This is a genomic window from Microbacterium sp. WCS2018Hpa-23 (assembly GCF_031843845.1).
Classification (GTDB): Bacteria; Actinomycetota; Actinomycetes; order Actinomycetales; family Microbacteriaceae; genus Microbacterium.
Genome location: NZ_JAVTIZ010000010.1, coordinates 1 through 18,863 on the forward strand (window position 1 = coordinate 1; position 18,863 = coordinate 18,863).

22 protein-coding genes are annotated in these 18,863 nt (G+C 68.0%); 12 read left to right on the forward strand and 10 right to left on the reverse strand.

The genetic code is table 11. The features are described 5' to 3' along the window. A partial coding sequence (locus RQG77_RS15965; RefSeq protein WP_311245625.1) for a chaplin family protein occupies window positions 1-411 on the forward strand: 411 nt, incomplete at its 5' end. A 324-nt stretch (window positions 412-735) separates the two neighbouring features. Next, window positions 736-1,224 (forward strand): hypothetical protein, encoded by a 489-nt coding sequence (locus tag RQG77_RS15970; RefSeq protein WP_311245626.1) that lies wholly within the window; start codon window positions 736-738, stop codon window positions 1,222-1,224. A 60-nt stretch (window positions 1,225-1,284) separates the two neighbouring features. Here RQG77_RS15970 and rplI read toward each other — a convergent pair whose 3' ends face one another. Genes rplI through rpsF form a run of 4 tightly spaced genes read right to left on the reverse strand, consistent with a single transcriptional unit; the run spans window position 1,285 to window position 2,940 of the window. Next, the gene (gene rplI, locus RQG77_RS15975) at window positions 1,285-1,737 is read right to left on the reverse strand and encodes a 50S ribosomal protein L9 (protein WP_311245627.1); all 453 of its coding nucleotides are present in this window, start codon (window positions 1,735-1,737) and stop codon (window positions 1,285-1,287) included. Window positions 1,738-1,748: 11 nt separating this feature from the next. Beyond that, window positions 1,749-2,003 carry a 30S ribosomal protein S18 gene (gene rpsR / locus RQG77_RS15980; protein ID WP_042541518.1) on the reverse strand — a complete coding sequence of 85 codons (255 nt, stop codon included), beginning with the start codon at window positions 2,001-2,003 and terminating at the stop codon, window positions 1,749-1,751. Window positions 2,004-2,053: 50 nt separating this feature from the next. Then, window positions 2,054-2,566 carry a single-stranded DNA-binding protein gene (locus tag RQG77_RS15985; protein WP_056311050.1) on the reverse strand — a complete coding sequence of 171 codons (513 nt, stop codon included), beginning with the start codon at window positions 2,564-2,566 and terminating at the stop codon, window positions 2,054-2,056. A 5-nt stretch (window positions 2,567-2,571) separates the two neighbouring features. After that, on the reverse strand, window positions 2,572-2,940 hold the full coding sequence (rpsF, locus tag RQG77_RS15990) for a 30S ribosomal protein S6 (protein WP_029264265.1): 369 nt from the start codon (window positions 2,938-2,940) through the stop codon (window positions 2,572-2,574). 231 nt (window positions 2,941-3,171) lie between these two features. Here rpsF and RQG77_RS15995 point away from each other — a divergent pair, with 231 nt between their 5' ends. Then, entirely contained in the window at window positions 3,172-3,870 is a 699-nt protein-coding gene (locus RQG77_RS15995; protein ID WP_311245628.1) for a hypothetical protein, read from the forward strand. Between the two features lie 246 nt (window positions 3,871-4,116). On the opposite strand, the gene RQG77_RS16000 is transcribed toward RQG77_RS15995, so the two are convergent. The 5 genes from RQG77_RS16000 to RQG77_RS16020 are packed head-to-tail and all read right to left on the reverse strand — an operon-like array spanning window position 4,117 to window position 9,396. Further along, window positions 4,117-4,956 (reverse strand): ABC transporter ATP-binding protein, encoded by an 840-nt coding sequence (locus tag RQG77_RS16000; RefSeq protein ID WP_311245629.1) that lies wholly within the window; start codon window positions 4,954-4,956, stop codon window positions 4,117-4,119. Further along, on the reverse strand, window positions 4,949-5,830 hold the full coding sequence (locus tag RQG77_RS16005) for an ABC transporter ATP-binding protein (protein ID WP_311245630.1): 882 nt from the start codon (window positions 5,828-5,830) through the stop codon (window positions 4,949-4,951). The genes RQG77_RS16000 and RQG77_RS16005 overlap by 8 nt, the downstream gene beginning before the upstream one ends. Then, on the reverse strand, window positions 5,827-6,738 hold the full coding sequence (locus RQG77_RS16010) for an ABC transporter permease (RefSeq protein ID WP_311245631.1): 912 nt from the start codon (window positions 6,736-6,738) through the stop codon (window positions 5,827-5,829). Before RQG77_RS16010 ends, RQG77_RS16005 begins: the two co-directional genes overlap by 4 nt. Continuing rightward, window positions 6,735-7,796, reverse strand: coding sequence for an ABC transporter permease (locus RQG77_RS16015; protein ID WP_311245632.1), 1,062 nt, complete (start codon window positions 7,794-7,796; stop codon window positions 6,735-6,737). Before RQG77_RS16015 ends, RQG77_RS16010 begins: the two co-directional genes overlap by 4 nt. A gap of 13 nt (window positions 7,797-7,809) precedes the next feature. After that, window positions 7,810-9,396 carry an ABC transporter substrate-binding protein gene (locus RQG77_RS16020; RefSeq protein ID WP_311245633.1) on the reverse strand — a complete coding sequence of 529 codons (1,587 nt, stop codon included), beginning with the start codon at window positions 9,394-9,396 and terminating at the stop codon, window positions 7,810-7,812. 149 nt (window positions 9,397-9,545) lie between these two features. Between RQG77_RS16020 and RQG77_RS16025 the strand changes: the two genes are divergently transcribed. Further along, window positions 9,546-10,133: an Lrp/AsnC family transcriptional regulator gene (locus RQG77_RS16025; RefSeq protein ID WP_235559958.1), complete on the forward strand. Its 588-nt coding sequence runs from the start codon at window positions 9,546-9,548 to the stop codon at window positions 10,131-10,133. 44 nt (window positions 10,134-10,177) lie between these two features. Here RQG77_RS16025 and RQG77_RS16030 read toward each other — a convergent pair whose 3' ends face one another. Further along, the gene (locus tag RQG77_RS16030; RefSeq protein WP_311245634.1) at window positions 10,178-10,537 is read right to left on the reverse strand and encodes a hypothetical protein; all 360 of its coding nucleotides are present in this window, start codon (window positions 10,535-10,537) and stop codon (window positions 10,178-10,180) included. 216 nt (window positions 10,538-10,753) lie between these two features. On the opposite strand from RQG77_RS16030, the gene RQG77_RS16035 reads away from it, so the two are divergent. The 8 genes from RQG77_RS16035 (at window position 10,754) to RQG77_RS16070 (ending at window position 18,845) form a co-directional block, all read left to right on the forward strand. Further along, complete coding sequence (locus RQG77_RS16035) at window positions 10,754-11,716, forward strand: hypothetical protein (RefSeq protein ID WP_311245635.1); 963 nt, start codon at window positions 10,754-10,756, stop codon at window positions 11,714-11,716. After that, on the forward strand, window positions 11,713-12,825 hold the full coding sequence (locus tag RQG77_RS16040; RefSeq protein ID WP_311245636.1) for a hypothetical protein: 1,113 nt from the start codon (window positions 11,713-11,715) through the stop codon (window positions 12,823-12,825). The genes RQG77_RS16035 and RQG77_RS16040 overlap by 4 nt, the downstream gene beginning before the upstream one ends. A gap of 383 nt (window positions 12,826-13,208) precedes the next feature. Then, a complete protein-coding gene (locus tag RQG77_RS16045; RefSeq protein WP_311245637.1) occupies window positions 13,209-13,904 on the forward strand; it encodes a DUF1684 domain-containing protein in 696 nt (231 codons plus the stop codon). Window positions 13,905-13,932: 28 nt separating this feature from the next. Next, on the forward strand, window positions 13,933-15,426 hold the full coding sequence (locus tag RQG77_RS16050; protein ID WP_311245638.1) for an ABC transporter substrate-binding protein: 1,494 nt from the start codon (window positions 13,933-13,935) through the stop codon (window positions 15,424-15,426). 53 nt (window positions 15,427-15,479) lie between these two features. After that, complete coding sequence (locus RQG77_RS16055) at window positions 15,480-16,442, forward strand: ABC transporter permease (RefSeq protein WP_311245639.1); 963 nt, start codon at window positions 15,480-15,482, stop codon at window positions 16,440-16,442. Next, the gene (locus RQG77_RS16060) at window positions 16,439-17,299 is read left to right on the forward strand and encodes an ABC transporter permease (RefSeq protein WP_311245640.1); all 861 of its coding nucleotides are present in this window, start codon (window positions 16,439-16,441) and stop codon (window positions 17,297-17,299) included. The genes RQG77_RS16055 and RQG77_RS16060 overlap by 4 nt, the downstream gene beginning before the upstream one ends. Beyond that, window positions 17,296-18,093 carry an ABC transporter ATP-binding protein gene (locus tag RQG77_RS16065; protein ID WP_311245641.1) on the forward strand — a complete coding sequence of 266 codons (798 nt, stop codon included), beginning with the start codon at window positions 17,296-17,298 and terminating at the stop codon, window positions 18,091-18,093. Before RQG77_RS16060 ends, RQG77_RS16065 begins: the two co-directional genes overlap by 4 nt. After that, the gene (locus tag RQG77_RS16070; RefSeq protein WP_311245642.1) at window positions 18,090-18,845 is read left to right on the forward strand and encodes an ATP-binding cassette domain-containing protein; all 756 of its coding nucleotides are present in this window, start codon (window positions 18,090-18,092) and stop codon (window positions 18,843-18,845) included. The genes RQG77_RS16065 and RQG77_RS16070 overlap by 4 nt, the downstream gene beginning before the upstream one ends. The last annotated feature ends 18 nt before the right edge of the window (window positions 18,846-18,863 follow it).

Genomic DNA, 18,863 nt, shown 5'->3' on the forward strand with positions numbered 1-18,863 from the left:
AACACCGGCAGCACCACCACCGGTGACGACGGCATCCTCGGCGGCACCCAGGTCACCGCACCGATCGCGCTTCCGATCACGATCGGCGGCAACGCCATCGCTGTGGTCGGCGAGAGCACGGTGACGACCCCGGGCACCACTCCGGGAACGGACCCCGGGACGGACCCGGGAACCGACCCCGGGACAGACCCGGGAACTGACCCCGGAACTGACCCCGGCACGACCCAGGGCACCGACTCCGGCATGACGCTCTCCGCGGCCCTCACCAGTGGCGGTTCGGTGACCGCGGCCGGATCCGCGCAGGGGCTGGCCGCCACCGGCGGTTCGTCCTCGCTCGGGTACGCCGCGGTGGCTGCGCTCCTGCTCCTCCTCGGAGCCGGGATGCTGCGCCGTCGTCACGTGACGGCGTAGCCAGACCCCGGCGGTGTCGTCATCCTCGGGGGAGGAGATACGGCACCGTCGGTGTGCGGATCCCGTGACGCGGTGAGCAAGGGTCCCCAGCCCAGCCCGCGGTCTACGATGCCGCACAGTTCACGGATGCCCCGCGTCCCCAGCGCGGGGCATCCGTCGTGCCCTCGTGCGCGATTCAGACCAGCCGCAGAGGATCGCCTGCCTAGACTCGCTCGGGGAGGTCACCATGCAGATCGATCACCGTCGTCCGGCACCCACGCCTCGGTCAGCGCGAAGACATGGGCGACCGCACACTCGTACGACCCGCACCCCGGGGCGTTCCCGGTGACCCGCAGCCCGAGACATCTGCGCTGGGCGGTCAACGGCGCGCGGACGTTCGACGTCCCGACGGATGCGACTCGCACGGTTCTCGCCGAGATCGACCGTGCGGTGCGGGCCGCGCACTTCCGCCCGGATGCGCCGCCACACGGCTCGGGCGCGCAGGCGGTCTATCGACGAGGATCAGCCCTGGGCGACGTCCTGATCGGGGGAAGCGGCCTCTCAGCGATCACGACCCGGCTCGGTCCCCTCTCGGTGCATGGCGTCGTCGTCGTCTCGCTCGGCGAGCGCGATCCCGACTCCGCTCGGGTGATCATCTCGCTGGTGGCGGGTTCGCACGTGGGTGGCGACTTCGTCGACGCTGTGGAGGATGCGTTACGCCTCATCCACTCCCGTGGTGTTCCGGTGGACGACACAGGGTGGTCACGTGCAGTCGACATCGAGCGGACGTCGCCAGCGAACCCCCGCCGTGCCACGGAGCTCGGCCTCGTCTGACCCGCACACGCAGAATGCCCCCTGTCCCGAAGGACAGGGGGCATTCGAGAGCGTCGCGCCTTACTTGGCGGCGACGACCTGCAGCGTGATGACTGCGGTCACGTCGTCGTGCAGACGAACCGTGGCCTCGTGCTCACCGGTCGACTTGATCGCCGACGGGATGTGCACCTTGCGCTTGTCGATCGAGCCGAGACCCGCGGCTGCGACAGCATCCGCGATGTGATCGGTCTTGACCGAACCGAAGAGGCGACCCTCGTTGCCGGCCTTGACGGCCAGGCGCACCTTGGTGCCCTCGAGGGAGTTCTTCAGGGCCACGGCCTCGTCGCGGTCGTGGATCGCACGCGCCTGACGAGCCGCCTGGATCGAAGCGACCTGCTTTTCGCCACCGCGGGTCCACGCCGTAGCGAAGCCCTGGGGGATGAGGTAGTTGCGGGCGAACCCGTTCTTGACCTCGACCACGTCACCGGCGCTACCAAGCCCGGCGACCTCGTTCGTGAGAATCAGCTTTGCCATCTCGTTACCCCTTACCGGCCGGCGCCAGCGTAGGGCAGGAGTGCCATTTCGCGTGCGTTCTTGATCGCGGTGGCGATCAGACGCTGCTCCTGCACCGAAACACCGGTGATACGACGGGCACGGATCTTGCCGCGCTCCGAGACGAACTTACGGAGGGTGGAGACATCCTTGTAATCGATGACTCCGACCCGGATCGACTTCGCGGGAGCGGTGGGCTTGCCACCCTTCCGCGGCTTGCGGCGGTCGCCGCTCGACTTTCCAGCCATTGTTTTTCCTTAATTATGAGTCGGATGCCGAAGCATCCGGAGATCCTGTTTCAGAAGGGGGTGTCGTCACCGAAGCTGCCCGGAGTGCTCCAGGCATCTGCGCTGGTCGACGAGCCGGGCGTGGACCACGGCTCCTCCGACACCTGCTGCTGCTGAGCGGGGCGCGACTGTCCGCCGCCACCGCCGCCACCACCGGTCGAGGCCGCACGGGTGACCTGTGCAGTCGCGTACCGGAGCGAGGGGCCGATCTCGTCGACCTCCAGCTCGATCGCGGTGCGCTGGTTGCCCTCGCGGTCCTGGTAGGAGCGCTGACGCAGACGGCCCTGCGCCATGACGCGCATTCCCTTGGTCAGCGAACCCGCCACGTGCTCGGCGAACTCACGCCAGACCGACGCGCGGAGGAACAGCGCTTCGCCGTCCTTCCACTCGTTGGCGGCGCGGTCGAAGTTCCGAGGCGTCGAAGCGATGGTGAAGTTCGCCACCGGCAGTCCGTTCTGCGTGTAGCGCAGCTCGGGGTCGGCCGTGAGGTTTCCCACCACGGTGATGACTGTTTCGCCGGCCATCGGACTCAGGCCTTCGCAGCCTTGGCGGCCTTGCGGGCAGCCTTCTCTTCAGAGCGCTTGGCCTCCGAAGCGACCATCGCCTGAGCTTCCTCAGAGCGAAGGACCTTCGTACGCATGATCTGCTCGTTCAGCTTCAGCTGACGGTCGAGCTCCTGCGTGGCCTCGCTGGTGGCGGTGAAGTTGACGACGGCGTAGATGCCCTCGTTCTTCTTCTGGATCTCGTAAGCCAGACGGCGCTTACCCCAGATGTCGACCTTGTCAATCGAGCCACCATCGTTGGTGATGACCTTCAGGAACTTGTCGAGCGTAGGGGCGACCTGGCGCTCGTCGATCTCGGGGGTCAGAATGACCATGAGTTCGTACTGGTGCGTCACTTACCCACCTCCTTCGGACTAGAACGGCTTCCGGGACTTTCCCGGGAGCAGGAGGGTGTGTGCACGTCATCCGCCCGAGCCACCCCGAATGGGCGCCTGAAGGCAGACAACCTTGACAGTGTAGCGGAGAAAACTTCGGGCCGCCTCCACACGCATCGCCTCAAAGTTGGCATGCTGGTATTCGTGCGTGCCGCCAGGCGATGCACGACAACGACCGAAGGGGGAAACGCCATGCGCGTGAACAAGTGGGGTGTCGGCGTCATGCTCGCCGCCGCCGTAGTGCTGACCGGATGTACCGCAGGTTCCGACGAGCCTGCCGAAGACAAGCCCACCGCGGCTGCGGAAGAGACCACCGCACCCGAGTCCGACTGCCCTGAGCTGTCCGAAGGCGCGACCGTCGACGGCGCAGAGCTCGGCGCCTGCATCACCGAGGCGATGACCGACACTGCCGGCTACGCCGCCAAGACCAGCATCCTGGGCATGGACACCACCGCCCGGTACAACCCGGGAACGGATGCCGTCGAGACCATCACGCCTATGGGGTCGCTCATCGTGATCGGTGACGACGCCTGGGTCAAGAGCTCGACGAGCGAGTGGCAGGTCGCCGACCCCAACTCGAGCGACCCGATCATCGCCGCCCTCAGCAGCGGTGCGCAGACCGCCGCCGACACCGACCCCGCGACCGCCGCGGGTGCTCTGACCGGCGACTTCACCGTCACCGGCACCGGCACGCGCCTGGGCCAGGACGTCTACCTCCTCACCGGCACGTCCGAGGCGCAGGGCGTGGCCGTCGACGTGACCTTCGAGGTCACGAGCGACTACGTGGTGCTCGCCACGACCGGCTCCACCGAGGCCGCCGGCCAGGCCATCGAGACCTCGCTGGAGATCACCGAGTGGGACGTCGAGCAGGACATCGTCGCACCGCTCTGAGCAACGAGCAGACACTGCGGGCCGGGGCGATCGCCTCGGCCCGCAGTGCGTTCCGGGGGGTGATGCGGGACCTGCCGGGGCCCGGGCCGGCGCCTCGGGAGGAGAACCCGCCCTCGGGAGGAGCGATGAGCCACAAGCTCCATCCCCTGGCGCAGTTCTCCTCCCGACCGAGCGCGCGAAAGGGCGAGAGAACGAACGTGTCACCGACCGAAGGGCTACCGAATGCCCGGCGACACAGAGCGCAGCTCAGTCGAGGACGGGGGCGATCTCCGACCACACCGTGCGCTCGTTCGTCGACGGCGCGATCGGGATGCGGCCGGCACCGTCGGGCTCGGGGATCGCGGCGAGCAGCGCCTGCGTGTACGGATGCTGCGGCGCAGACCACACGCGGTCGGTGGCCCCGGCTTCGAGCACACGCCCCGCGAACATCACGAAGGTGCGGTCGGCGATTCGACGGACCACGGCGAGGTCGTGCGAGATGAAGAGCATGCCCGCACCGGATTCGGCGACGAGGTCGCGCATGAGACCGGCGACGCTGGTCTGGGTCGATGCGTCCAACGCCGAGATCGGCTCATCGGCGACGAGCAGTGACGGTCGAGCAGCGAGCGCCCGCGCGATCGCGAGACGCTGCTTCTGTCCGCCCGAGAACTGATGCGGGAACCGTGTGGCGACCTCGGTCGGCAGCCCGACCCGCTCGAGCCACTCGGCGACGGTCGAGCCTTCGGCACCGCGGGCACGCGCCGTGGCGATGCCGTCGGCGATCTGGTCGCCCACCCGGCGCCGCGGATTCAGAGACGTCGACGGATCCTGGAACACCATCTGGATGCCGGTGAGCGCCACGTTACGACGGCGGATGCCGAGCGGCGTGACGGGTGCATCACGGAAGCGCACCTCTCCCCCGGCGAGCTTCTCGATGCCCACGACCGCGCGGGCGAGGCTCGACTTGCCGCTGCCGGATTCTCCGACCAGCGCCACGGTCTCACCCGGCGCGACGGTCAGCGAGACCCCATCGACGGCCACGACCGGCGGGCTGCCGGGGTACCGGACGACCACGTCCCTCGCATCGAGGACGGCGACTTCACTCATCTCGAGCCTCCTCAGCAGCATCCGACAGCTCAGCATCCGACAGCTCGGCATCCGAGGGCACCGGATCCAGGACCGCGACATCTGCATCCGCGATCTCGAGCTTCGACCCCGGCAGCGCGGCCAGCAGTGTGCGGGTGTACTCGTGCTGCGGCGAGCGGAACAGCGTCTCGCGGTCGGCCCGCTCGACGATCTGCCCGTTCTTCATCACGGCGACCTCGTCGGCGATCGCGCTCATGACGCCCAGGTCGTGCGTGACGAGCAGCACGGCGAGGTTGCGCTCGGTCGCGAGGTCACGCAGCAACCTCAGGATGCCGGCCTGCACCGTGACGTCGAGCGCGGTGGTCGGCTCATCGGCCAACAGCACCTCGGGGTCGCACGCGAGAGCGCAGGCGATCGCGATGCGCTGTCGCTGTCCGCCGGAGAACTGGTGCGGATAGCGCTTCAGCGCAGCATCCGGATTCGGCACCTGCACCGTCTCGAGCAGTTCGATGGCCCTGGCCTTCGCCGCCTCTCCCCGAAGGCCGAGGTGCACGCGCATGTGATCGGTGAGCTGGCGGCCGATCGGCAGCTGCGGGTGCAGCGACGCCGACGGGTCCTGGAAGATCATCGCGATGCGCGCGCCCCGGATGCGATTGAGGGCACGGCGACGCATGCCGACCAGCTCCTCCCCCGCGAGTGTGATCGATCCGCCGGTGCGCGCCTGCCTGGGCAGGAGCCCGAGCACGGCGAGGGAGGTGAGCGTCTTGCCCGATCCCGATTCGCCGGCGAGACCGTGGATGCGACCGGCCTCGAGGTCGAGCGAGATGCCGTGGACGAGCGGTCGACCGATGTCGATCGTCAGATCACGGATGCTCAGTGCGGGTGCGCCGCTCATGCTGCCGCTCCCTTCGCCGAGGCGACGTGGTCGGCCTGCTTCTCGTGCGTGACCTCGGCCGTCGGGTCGAGGATGTCGCGCATCGCGTCACCCAGGAAGTTGAAGGCGAGCACCACGGTGAGGATCGCGAGCCCCGGGAAGACCCCGAGCCACCACGCGTCGAAGTTCTGCATCGCCGCGGAGATCATGGATCCCCACTCGGCCGTGGGCGGCTGCGCGCCGAGGCCGAGGAACGACAGGCCCGAGAGCAGCAGGATCGCCGCACCGATGTCGAGCGTCGCGAGCACCAGCACGGGGCCGGCGATGTTCGGCAGGATGTCGACGAACAGCGTCCGCAGCGGCGAGTGTCCGAGCAGGCGACCCGCGATGACGTAGTTCTGCCCGCGGAGGCCGAGCACGATGCTGCGCGTGACTCGCGAGTACTGCGGCCACGAGACGACGATCGCCGCGATCACCGCGTTGAACAGCGACGGGCCGAGGGATGCCGCCACCACCATCGCGAGAATGACGGTCGGGAACGCCATGAACAGGTCGGTGATGCGCATGAGCGTCTCGTCGACCCATCCGCCGAAGTAGCCGGCGACGGCCCCGATCACGGTGCCGATGATCATCGCGGCGATCACGAGCATGAGCGCGAGCGGGAGGCTCACGGTCGCACCGGTCATCAGGCGCGAGAAGATGTCTCGCCCGTTGCCGTCGGTGCCGAGCAGAGTGTCGATGCCCGGCGCCTGCAGACGAGGGAGCACCTGCGCGTTGGGGCCGTAGGGCACCCACCACTGCGCGGTGAACGCGACGATGATCCACGCTCCCGCGATCACGGTGCCGATCACGCCGAGGGGCGTACGCCAGGCCCTGGGCCAGCGGAAGCGGAACCGCCAGGGGCCGGATGCCGAGTCGATGCGGCTCATGCGATCCTCACTCTCGGGTCGAGGACGCCGTAGAGCAGATCGACGACGAAGTTGATGAGGAGGTAGATGAATCCGACGACGAGACCCACGCCCATGATGCCGGGGAGGTCGAGGTTCGCCGCCGAGTTGTAGGCGTAGGTGCCGAGGCCCGGCCACGCGAACACCGACTCAACGAGCACGGTGCCCGAGAGCAGCGAGCCGAAAGCGACGCCGACGACGGTGAGGATCGGGAGGGATGCTCCGCGGAGCACGTAGTCGAGGACCACGCGCATCGCCGGAAGGCCCTTCGCCCTGGCCGCGCGCACGTAGTCGCTGCCGAGCACCTCGAGCACGGAGGTGCGGATGAAGCGGGTCAGCAGACCGATCGTCACGAGCGAGAGCACCATCACCGGCAGGGCGAGGTGCGCGAGAGCATCCGCGAAACCGACGCCGTCGCCGTTGAGCAGGTAGTCGACCGTGTAGAGCCCGGTGATGCGGGGCGGCGGGGTGATCGACGGCGAGATGCGGCCGGAGCCCGGCGCGATGCGCAGCTCGAGGAAGAACACGTAGAAGCTGACCAGCGCGAGCCAGAACGTCGGCACGCTCAGCCCGATCAGCGTCACGATGCGGATCACCTGGTCGGTGACGAGGCCGCGACGGTAGGCCGCGAGGGTTCCGAGCACCACACTCACCGCGAGGCTGAGGATGATGGCGCCGATCGCGATCTCGATCGTCGCCGGCACCGCGGTGGCCAGGTCGCTGGTGACCGGTCGCCCGGTCACCAGCGATGTGCCGAGGTCTCCGCGCAGCAGGTTGCCCATATAGATGAAGTACTGCACGAACAGCGGCTGATCGAGGCCGTGCTCCTTGATGAACGCCTCGCGCGTCGCGGGGTTCTGGGATGCTCCCTCACCCAGCGCCGCCGACACGGGGTCGCCGGGCACCAGGTTCGTCAGCGCGAAGGTCACGATCGTGACCCCCACGAGCAGGAGCAGCGAAGTGCCGATCCGGCGCAGCAGGTATCCGACGAGCGGCGACCTGCGACGCTGAGCCTGCCGTCGCACGGCCACCGTCGTCATGAGTCAGCCCCGATCAGCCGGCAGGCGTGATCTCGGCGATGTCCATCTCCCACACCGAGTTGTACACGGCGCCGGTGACGGCATCCGCCGTGGCGATGTTGCGACCCGGGACGATCAGCGGCACGAAAGGACCCTCGGCCTGCATCGCCTCGGCGAACGAGGTGAAGGCTGCGCTGCGCTGAGCCTCGTCGGTCGCGGCTGCGGCACCCGCCGCGATGCCCGCGATCTCGGGGTTGGCGTCAGCCGCCCATCCGGCGCGCAGACCGACCTTCAGGCCGGGAGCGAACGGAAGGAAGTTCGCGGAGTCGGCGTAGTCCGGACCCCAGAACCACAGGCCGAAGCCCTCGGTGCCGTTGACGTAGGCGTCGAGCTCGGTGGCGAAGGGGGCAGGCGCGAGTTCGACGGCGATGCCGGCATCCTCGAGCTGAGCCTGCACACGCTCGGCGAGCGGGGTGAACTCCACGCCTCCGACCGGGTAGTCGTTCGGGAACTGCAGCTTCAGGGTCTGACCCGTGTAGCCGGCCTCCGCCAGAGCGGCCTTCGACTTCTCGAGGTCCTGCTCCACACCGCTGTCGAGGGCGCCCTCGAATCCGGGCGGGACGACGCCGGTCGCCTGCACCGCGCCGGCACCCGCGAGCTCGAGCAGCGCGTCGTAGTCGAGGGCGTAGCGGATCGCCTCGGCGATCTTGACGTTCGCGAGGTCGCCCGCGACGGCCTCGGACTGGTTGAGCAGCAGGAAGATCGTCTGACCGGACGGCACCGACTCGACGTTCAGTCCGTCGCCGAGGCCCGAGACCTGGTCGCCGTTGAGATCCATGGCGACCATCGAGTCGCCGCCCTTGAGGTTCGCGAGCTGGGTCGCGCTCTCTGAGACGTTGCGCACGACGACGCGGCCGTAAGCGGCCTCTTCGTCGCCGTTGTACTCGTCGCTCTTGGCAAGCACGACCTGCGACGAGAGGTCGAGGGTGTCGAGCACGAACGGACCGGAACCGGCGGACGTTCCGTCGAGGAACTTCTGAGCGCTGTCAGACCCGTCGGTCGCTCCGCCGTTCTCGATCACGACGTCGGAGTTCACGATGCCGAGAGCCGGGTTCGCGAGGATCGCCGGCAGCTGCAGCAGCGGGGTCTCGGAGGTGATCGAGATCGTCTTCTCGTCGACCTCGGTGATGGTCAGGCCGCCCAGGAGGAAGTTCGGCTTGGCGTCTTCCATGCCCTGGATGCGCTGCAGGGTGAAGACGACGTCCTTCGCCTCGATCGGCGTGCCGTCGGAGAAGACGCGGTCGCCCTCGAGCGTGAAGGTGAACTCGGTCGCCTCGTCGTTCTGCTCCCACGAGGCGAGACCGGGCACCGGGGTCGAGACGTCCGAGCCCTCGAAGTCGACGAGCGTCTCGTAGAGCGCCTTGGCGATCATGTTGCCGGTCGGGTCGTAGGTGTGGCCGGGGTCGGCGGTCTCGATCGAGAACGCGGTGTCGATGACGAGCGAATCCGAGCCCGATGACTCGCCGCCGTTGTTCGCGGAGTTGCCACCGGAGCAACCTGCGAGGGCGAAGAGCGCGACGGCTCCGATCGCGATGACGGACGTGCTGCGACGTGACGACATATGGGCCTCCAAGGGCGAGGAGTTCATCGGGTTCGGTCGACACCGGGTGGACGACCGGTGATCAGATTCGCATCATATGGGACGATGTGTCCAGCGATGATGCAGATCACGATCACGGTCTGCCAGAGAGCTCGCACGTGAGGAGCATTGTGTCCACCAAGACCGACGAAGCAGTGAAGCAAGCTGGACGAAGTGCCGCCCCACTGGACGACATCGGATACAGAATCCTCGAGACGCTCCGTGATAACGGTCGTATCTCGATCGCGGCGCTCGCCGAAACGGTCGGCATCTCGAGGGCGAACGCCTACACGCGTGTCGAATCACTCATGCAGGACGGAGTCATCACGGGGTTCAGCGCTCGGGTCGACCAGTCCAAGGCCGGCCTCTCGATCGGTGCCCTCGTCTTCGTGACCGTGCACCCGCAGGCCTGGGCGTCGTTCCGCGAGAGCGTGCTCGAGATGCCCGACATCGAGTGGTGCGCCATCACGACAGGCGAGCACGACGCGATGCTGCTGATCCGCGCCGTCGACGTCAGCGGAGTGCACGAATTCACGACGGGCGTGATCGCGCAGCTCCCCGAGGTGCGCACGGTCGTCAGCGTCGTGGTGCTCGACGAGGTGATCCGTCGTGCCTACCTGCTGCCGAGCGATCTTCCCGAGCGCGACCTGGCGACCCCTCTGGGCATGACCCGCTGGACACCCGCGACGCCGGGTCGCGACACGCTTCCTCCGCGCTGACATCCTGGTCGCTGAGCGAGCGGAGCGAGACGAAGCGCTGGACTTCAGGCGGCGACGGGCTCTTCGCAGACGCTGAGCTGCGGCAGTCCGTGCATCTCGTAGTGCTCGACGAGGCGGATGCGTCCGTCATCCGTCAGCTCGAGCTCGCTCTCGCCGTCTCCTGTCACCACGGATCCGTCGGAGACGAGCACGTGCACGAAGGAGACCCAGATGGTGTCTCCGGTGCGCGTGCCGACGAACCGGCCGAAGGTCACGGTGTCGCCCGAGTAGTCGCCCCAGATCGCGCCGTCCTTCTCGCGGTAGACGAACTCGCTGGGGGCGGCGGCGTCGACGACAGAGGTGGTCGACGAGACCATCGTGAAGCGGCGGCCGTCGAGCGAGGGGATGGATGTGGGGGACGTCATGATCCGATTATGGAGGCCGTCTCCGCGGCGCTCAGAACCAGCTGTCAACCGTCTGGCCCGGCCGCTCGCCCGGTGAACGATGCGAGACGAAACTGCGGCGGCGCTCATCGGCGGGATCGTTTCGTCTGACCCCTCATTCGAGGTCGAGGCGGAGCAACTCCGCCGCGCCCCCGAGTGAAGCGATACCTCGCAGGTACCGTGGGTCGCATGCATTGGATGTCTGACACCTCGGCCGGTGACTGGCTGCGCGAGCGGCTCGACGATCCCTGGAACGGGACGATGCACGCGGTCGTCCCGCACGGATTCCCCGCATACGTCCGCATCCTGCACCCCGCGATCGTGCGATCGCTGCCCGACCGCCCGGTGCCCTCCTTCGAGGAGTACGAGCGGATGCCGGAGGCCGAGCACCTGCGCCTCCGAGACCAGTACATCGATGAGCCCACGACGTGGGCCGAGACCGCATCCGCCTTCGGCACCACGCTGCATCCGCTGGCCCAGTGGCAGCGCATCGTGCGCAGCCCGCCCGACGCTGACTGGAACCTGCGCCTCTCCCCCGACGGTCGCGAGTTCACCGGCCCGATCGAGGGAGAGGTCGCGCCCGAGACGCTCGCGACCATCGCGTCGCACCTCGCCGCCCACACCACGACTCCGGATGCCGGTTTCGCGGCGCTCTGGGAAGGACGGGGCGGGCTGCTCGGTCACATGGGGCACGGCCCGTCACGCGCCTTCCTCACTTTCAGTGACGACCCGAACCATCAGGCGATGCTCGACCGCAGCATCCGCGACCCTCTCAACAACTCCTTCCGCAAGCCGACCTGGCAGGAGGGCATCCTGTCGCGCGAGATCTCGGAGGGGCCGCGGTTCCGTCTGCCCGGGCGCGACCACGTGCTCTTCCGCGGCGCGGTGAGCGACTTCGCGCGTTCCGACTGGGTGCTCGACGCACCCTGGCGCGACCGTCCGGGCGAGGAACACGGCTTCCCGCCATCGGCGCAGAGCCCGAGCATCCTGTGGCCGGACGACCACGCGTGGACCCTCGTGAGCGAGATCGACTACGACTCGACGATCATCGCGGGGTCCGCCGATCTCATCGCCGCGATCTGCGCCGACGAACGCCTCGAGGCGTTTCGCATCCCCGAGAACGCCGACCTCACCTGGGATGCCGACGAGGTGAACCGATGACCGCTCCGCAAGCGGCCCCGTCATTCGACGCCAGCCCTCTCACCGACCCCGTCGACCCGCGGGCCGTCAGCGCCTTCAACGCCCAGCTGCGCTCACGCGGCAAGACCGGCGCGTCGGCCACGACGATCATCGCTTTCGTGATCTTCGGAGTCGTGTTCCTCGTCGCCATGACGGTCGTCGGCGCGACGATGGTCTCGCTGTTCACCGATCCGGGGTCATCGTCGTTCGCCGGTATCGGGATCCTCCTCGCCGCGGCCGTCGGGATCACGATCGCCGCCGTCAGCTGGCGTCGGTCCCGCGTCGCGCGATACCGCCTCGACGCATTCGCCCGAGCCAACGGCATGGCATACGAGGCCAGAGTCATGGACCCTGCGTTGCCGGGCATGCTGTTCAGTCTCGGACGCTCTCGCGAGGCCACCGATCTCGTGCGCGGCACGACACCCCGCTTCGTGGAGTTCGGCAACTACCAGTACACGACCGGCTCGGGGAAGAACTCGACCACCCACCGCTGGGGCTACGTCGCCGTCAAGCTCGATGTACCCCTGCCCAACATCGTGCTCGACGCGAAGGGCAACAACGGCTTCGGGTCGAACCTGCCCGCGTCGTTCCAGCGCGAGCAGCGCCTCTCACTGGAGGGCGACTTCGACCAGTACTTCACGCTCTACTGCCCCGAGGGCTACGAGCGCGATGCGCTCTATCTGTTCACGCCCGACATCATGGCCCGATTCATCGACAACGCCGCAGAACTCGACGTCGAGATCGTCGACGACTGGCTCTTCCTCTACACGCAGCGCAGGGCTTCGACACTCGACCCGGCGACCTGGGCGTGGCTGTTCGGCGCGGTGGGCGCCGTGATCACCAAGCTCGACCAGTGGGAACGCTGGCGTGACGAGCGACTGCTTCTCGAGAACCCGACGGCGGCTGCGTCATCGAGGGTCGCGCCGCAGGATGCGAGCGAGCGGCTGCCGTTCGCTCCGCCGGTGGGCCTGCTCTCACCGCCGCCGGGCGTCGCGCACGAGGGACGACGCCTCAAGAAGAGCTTCCCGTGGCTGCCGTTCGTCGTCGTGATCGGCTTCGCGGTGTTCTGGTTCTGGTCCAGATCGTTCTGAACGGAACCCCCGAGGGTGGGTTGTGGGGGTGGGTGCTGACTGGGGATCAGCGCTCCCACCCCATCCCCCCTCGGGATCAGAAGAAGATCTGACTCTCCCTCCGCAGGACGGTCTAACCGTCCACGCGCGGGTCAGCTGGGGACTGACGACTCTGCGCGTATATGAGTAATGGTATACCGGCATACGTTGCATTCCATTGCGCCGGAGACAGTCCACCGAACGCGTTGCATCGCGTCTAAAAACGTGCGGAATGGGGGCCTGCAGCCTCTTTCCGATGCGGCATTCGTGCATGCTCGCGAAAGGCCTGCCGGCGCGTGGTCACGCATTACCCCGAGTGACGGACCCGGCCCCACCCGCTTCTGCATGCAAGAGAATGGAAGGTGATGTCTGAACGCGAAGATCACACCCACTGGCAGGCCGAGCGCCGCGCCTCCGTCACGTCCGCGACGGGCAACCTCGCGCTGATCGAGACCCGCTGGACGGGTGAGGCGCCCGATCTGGATGCCGAGCAGCAGGCGGCGTCCGACACGGTGACCGTGACGCCGATCCAGCGCACGGACATCGAGACCGGCGCGGCCGAGCACGGGCTGCGCGTCTGGGATGCCGACTCACCCGCCATCCGCGCCTTCGACCACATCGACACCTACGAGTACGACCCCGCGTGGGTTCTCGAGGGTCACTTCACCCCGGTGTCCGGGGATCGCCGCGTGTCGTTCGAGCACATCCGCGACAACGGCGGCACTCGCGATCTCGTCGTCCCCGGCGACATCCGTCTCACACTCGACGGCCGCGAGTACGACCTGGCGGCCTTCGACGATGGCGGAACGCTGCTGCTCGTCTTCGGCGACGAGACGAACGGCTCCGAGACCTATGGATCCGGGCGCTTCCTGTTCGTGCAGCTGCGTGATGACGAGGGCACCGTCGTGCTCGACTTCAACAGGGCTTTCGTGCCGCCGTGCGGGTTCAGCGCGCAGTACAACTGCCCGCTGCCGCCGGCATCCAACCGCTTCCCCCTGCCTATCCGAGCAGGCGAGAAGAACGTCGTCTTCCGCGACGGCTTCGACATCTACGCGGCGTGACGCCGCACACTCTCACCCTGGAGCACTCATGAGAAGAACCCGCATTCTCGGCGCGCTCGGCGCCGTCGCCACGCTCGCCCTCGTGGCCGGCTGCGCGTCGGGCGCCACCGACGACGCCGCGAGCGAAGACGCCACCATCTTCATCGGGTCGCTGTACGAGCCCACAAACCTCAGCAACACGCAGGGTGGCGGCCAGGGTGTGACCGAGGCACTGACCGGCAACGTCTACGAGGGCCTCTATCGCCTGACCGACGACGGCGAGGTCGAGCCTCTTCTCGCCGAGGACGCCCAGGTGTCCGACGACGGCCTCACCTACACGATCACGCTGCGCGACGACGTGACGTTCCACTCGGGTGACCCGCTCACCTCCGCCGACGTGAAGTCGAGCATCGAGGCCGTCACCGCCGAGGACTCGGTCTCGGCGCGCAAGTCGAGCTTCAAGACCATCGCCGACATCGCGACGCCCGACGACCAGACCGTCGTGTTCACGCTGTCGCAGCGGTCGATCTCGTTCCTCTACAACCTCAGCTACGTCTGGATCGTCAACGACGAGGCCGGCGACATCACCGGCAAGGAAGACGGCACCGGCCCTTACACGCTCGACGAGTGGAAGAAGGGCTCGACCCTGACCCTCGAGCGCTGGGACGACTACTGGGGCGAGCCCGCCAAGAACGGCGAGGTCGTCTACACGTACTTCACCGATGCGACCGCCGAGAACAACGCTCTGGCCACCGGCGAGATCGACGTGATCACCAGCGTGCAGAGCCCCGACTCGCTCACGCAGTTCGCAGGTGATGACTACGTCATCAGTGAGGGCACCTCGACCACGAAGGAGCTGCTCGCGTTCAACGACCGGGTCGCACCCTTCGACAACGCACTCGTGCGCAAGGCGATCTACTCGGCCGTCGACACCCAGAAGCTCCTCGAGTCCATCTGGGGCGACTACGGCACGCTCATCGGCTCGATGGTGCCGCCGACCGACCCCTGGTACGAGGACCTCACGACCGTGAACCCGTACGACGTCGAGCTCTCGAAGGATCTGCTCGCCCAGGCCGGCTACGCCGACGGCTTCACGTTCACGCTCGACACCCCGAGCTACGACCCGCACCCCGCGGTGGCGGAGTTCCTGCAGTCGCAGCTCGCCGAGGTCGGCATCACGGTCGAGATCAACACGATCAGCGCCGACGAGTGGTACACGAAGGTGTTCAAGGAGCAGGACTTCGAGGCCACCCTGCAGGAGCACGTGAACGACCGTGACGTCGTCTGGTACGGAAACCCCGACTTCTACTGGGGCTACAACGACGCCGACGTGCAGCAGTGGGTCGCCGAGGCCGAGCAGGCCGCCACGACCGACGAGCAGACGGCTCTGCTGAAGCAGGTCAACGAGAAGATCGCCGAGGATGCCGCGAGCGTCTGGTTGTACCTCTACCCGCAGATCGTGGTCGCCTCGAGCGATCTCAGCGGGTACCCGGTCAACGGCCTGAACTCCCAGTTCTTCGCCTACGACATCGTCAAGTCCTGACTCGCGAGGGGGATGCCGCACGTCGGCATCCCCCTCTGTCATCCTGAGAAGCCATGCTCGCCTACCTGTTGCGCCGCCTCGCGTTCCTCGTGGTCTCGCTCGTCGTCGCGATGATCGCGATATTCGTGCTGCTGCGACTGCTGCCCGGCGACCCGGCGAACGCCCTGCTCTCGGTGAACGCCACTCCCGAGCAGATCGCCGCCGCCCGCGCGCAGGTCGGCTCCGATCAGCCGCTTCTGCAGCAGTTCTCGACCTGGGCGGGGCAGCTGCTGCGCTTCGATCTCGGTGAGTCCTTCCTGAGCTCGCGTCCGGTCGGCCCCGACATCGCCGATCGCCTCGCCGTGACCCTTCCGCTCACGTTGATCGCCTTCGCCCTCGCCCTGCTCGTCTCGCTCGTGATCGGCATCACCGCCGCCGTGAAATCCGACCGCTGGTACGGCGTCGCCCTCTCGGGCTTCGCGCAGCTCGGCGTCGCGGTGCCCGTCTTCTGGGTCGGCGTCGTGCTGGTCTGGATCTTCGCGCTCGGACTCGGATTGCTGCCGTCCGGAGGCTTCCCCCGAGACGACTGGGAGGATCCGGCGGATGCGCTGCGCTCGCTCGCACTGCCGATCATCACGATCGTGATCGTCATGAGCGCCTCCCTCAGCCGCTACGTGCGCTCGGCCACACTCGACGTGATCGGCAGCGACTACCTGCGCACCGCACGAGCGGGCGGGTCGGGCATGTCCGAGGCGCTGTTGCGTCATGGTGTGCGCAACGGCTCGGTGCCCGTCGTCGCTATCCTCGGCATCGAGCTGTCCACCACGCTCCTCGGCGCGGTCGTCGTCGAGAGCGTCTTCACTCTTCCCGGTCTCGGCAGCCTGCTGCTGTCGGCCATCGAACAGCACGACTTCCAGGTGATCCAGGGCGTGCTCGTCGTCAGCACGCTGTTCGTGCTGCTCGTCGGGTTCGCCGCCGACATCGTGCAGCGCCTGATCGATCCGCGTCTGCGCACGAGCGTCTCGGGCAATCGATGAGCCGCGTCGCCGAGCAGCTGGTCACCGGCTCCGTCCCCGTGCGGAGGCGGCCCAAGGCGACCCTGCTGATCGGGCTCGTGCTCACCGGCATCATCGTGCTCATCGCGCTGGTGTCGCTGTTCTGGCTCCCCTATCCGCTCGCCGACACGAGTGGAAGCCGTCTCGAGGGGCCGAGCGCCCTGCACCTGCTCGGCACCGATCGGCTCGGCCGCGACCTGCTCTCGCAGCTCATGTGGGGTGCGAGGATCGCCCTGATCGTGGGCATCTGCTCGGTCGCGATCGCCGCGGTGCTCGGCACGATAGTCGGCCTGATCGCCGCGTTCTCGCGCCCCTGGGTCGACGACACCCTCTCCGCGGGCCTCGACGTCGTGATCGCCTTCCCGGTGCTGCTGCTCGCCATGCTCGTCGTCGCGGTGCAGGGCGCATCCCTGTGGTCGGCGGTGTTCGCGATCGGACTTGCGATGTCGGCGGTCGTCGCGCGCCTCACCCGCATCCTGGCCCGTCGCGTGCTGCAGGAGCAGTACATCACCGCGGCGCGCACGAGCGGCACGAGTGTGCTCGGCATCGTGTTCCAGCACGTGCTCCCCAACATCGCACCGACCCTCGCCGTCAGCCTGGCGCTGCAGTTCGGTGCCGCCGTGCTCGCGGAGGCGAGCCTGTCGTACCTCGGACTCGGCGCACCGCCGCCCAACGCCTCGTGGGGTCGGATGCTGCAGGAGGCCCAGGGCACCGTGCTCACCGCCCCCGTCGGTGCGATCGCCCCCGGCATCGCGATCATCGCGCTCGTGCTGGGAGTGAACTTCCTCGCCGACGGCCTGCGCGACCTTGCCGACCCGACACGCAGGAGGAGCCGATGAGCATTCTCGAAGTCTCAGGCCTCACTGTGCGCTCGGGGTCCGGCGCACTCGTGCGCGACGTCTCGTTCTCGCTGGGGGCGGGCGAGCGTTTGGGACTGATCGGCGAATCCGGTTCAGGCAAGTCGCTCACGTCGCTCGCGGTGACCGGGCTCCTGCCTGAGGCGCTCGTCGCCTCCGGGTCAGTGCTGCTCGACGGGCATCAGGTCGTCGGTGCTCGGGATGCCGACCTCCGCCCGCTCCGAGGCCCCGTCGCCCAGATCGTCTTCCAGGAGCCGCTCACCGCGCTCGACCCGCTGATGCGGGTCGGTCGCCAGGTCGCCGAGCCGCTGCGTCGTCATCTCGGCCTGCGCGGTGCTGAGCTGAAGTCGGCGGTCGCAGCCGCCCTCGACGAGGTGTCGCTGTCAGAGCCGCGGTTCGCCCGCGCCTACCCGCACGAGCTCTCGGGTGGTCAGCGCCAGCGAGTCGCGATCGCGATCGCCCTCGCAGCGCGCCCGAAGCTGCTGATCGCCGACGAACCGACGACCGCGCTCGACGTGACAGTGCAGGATGCCGTGCTCTCTCTGCTCGAGCGACTCGTCGCCGAGCGCGGCATGGCGCTGCTGTTCATCAGCCACGACCTCGCCGTCGTGTCGCGCATGGTCGATCGCATCGTGGTGCTCCGTGACGGGCTCGTCGTCGAAGAAGGTGCGGTCGCTCAGGTGCTGCAGCATCCCGCAGAGCCATACACGCGGATGCTGGTCGACAGCGCCCGCGCGCTCGATGCGTTCCTCGATGCGGAGGAGGCCGGCGCATGAGTCTTCTCGAACTGCGCAGTGCCGGTTTCGCCTACGGATCCCGGCGGGTGCTCGACGACATCTCGCTGAGTCTCGACGAAGGGGATTCCCTCGGTCTCGTCGGCGAATCCGGCGCGGGCAAGTCGACCATCCTCCGGCTGCTGCTCGGTCTCTCAGGGCCGCGCGAGGGAGAGGTGCTGTTCGACGGCGCTCCCCTGAATCTGCGCGACCGTGCGCAGATGCGGCGGTTCCGGGCGAGCGTGCAGCCGGTGTTCCAGGATCCTTACTCGTCGCTCGACCCTCGCCAGCGGATCGACCGCATCATCGGCGAACCGCTGCGTTCGCTCGGCCTCGCATCCGGAGCCGATGCGCAGCACCGCATAGCCGAATCCCTCGAGTCGGTCGGCCTTCCCGCTGACACCGCCCGCCGCTACCCTCACGAGTTCTCGGGGGGCCAGCGCCAGCGCATCGCGATCGCGCGGGCCGTGGTCTCCCGTCCACGGGTACTCCTCGCCGATGAGCCGGTCAGCGCGCTCGACGTCACGACGCGCGTGCAGGTGCTCGAGCTGCTCGACCGCCTGCGTCGAGAGAACGGCCTGTCGCTCGTTATGGTGTCGCACGACCTCACCGCGATCGCCTCGGCGTGCGACCGCACGGTCGTGCTGCAGAACGGTCGCGTGGTCGAGCAGGGTGCCACGGCATCCGTGCTGCATGCCCCGCAGGACCCCTACACCCGTGCGCTGGTCGACGCGGTTCCGCGCCTCCCGCGCTGAGGGGCTGATCAGGCTCCG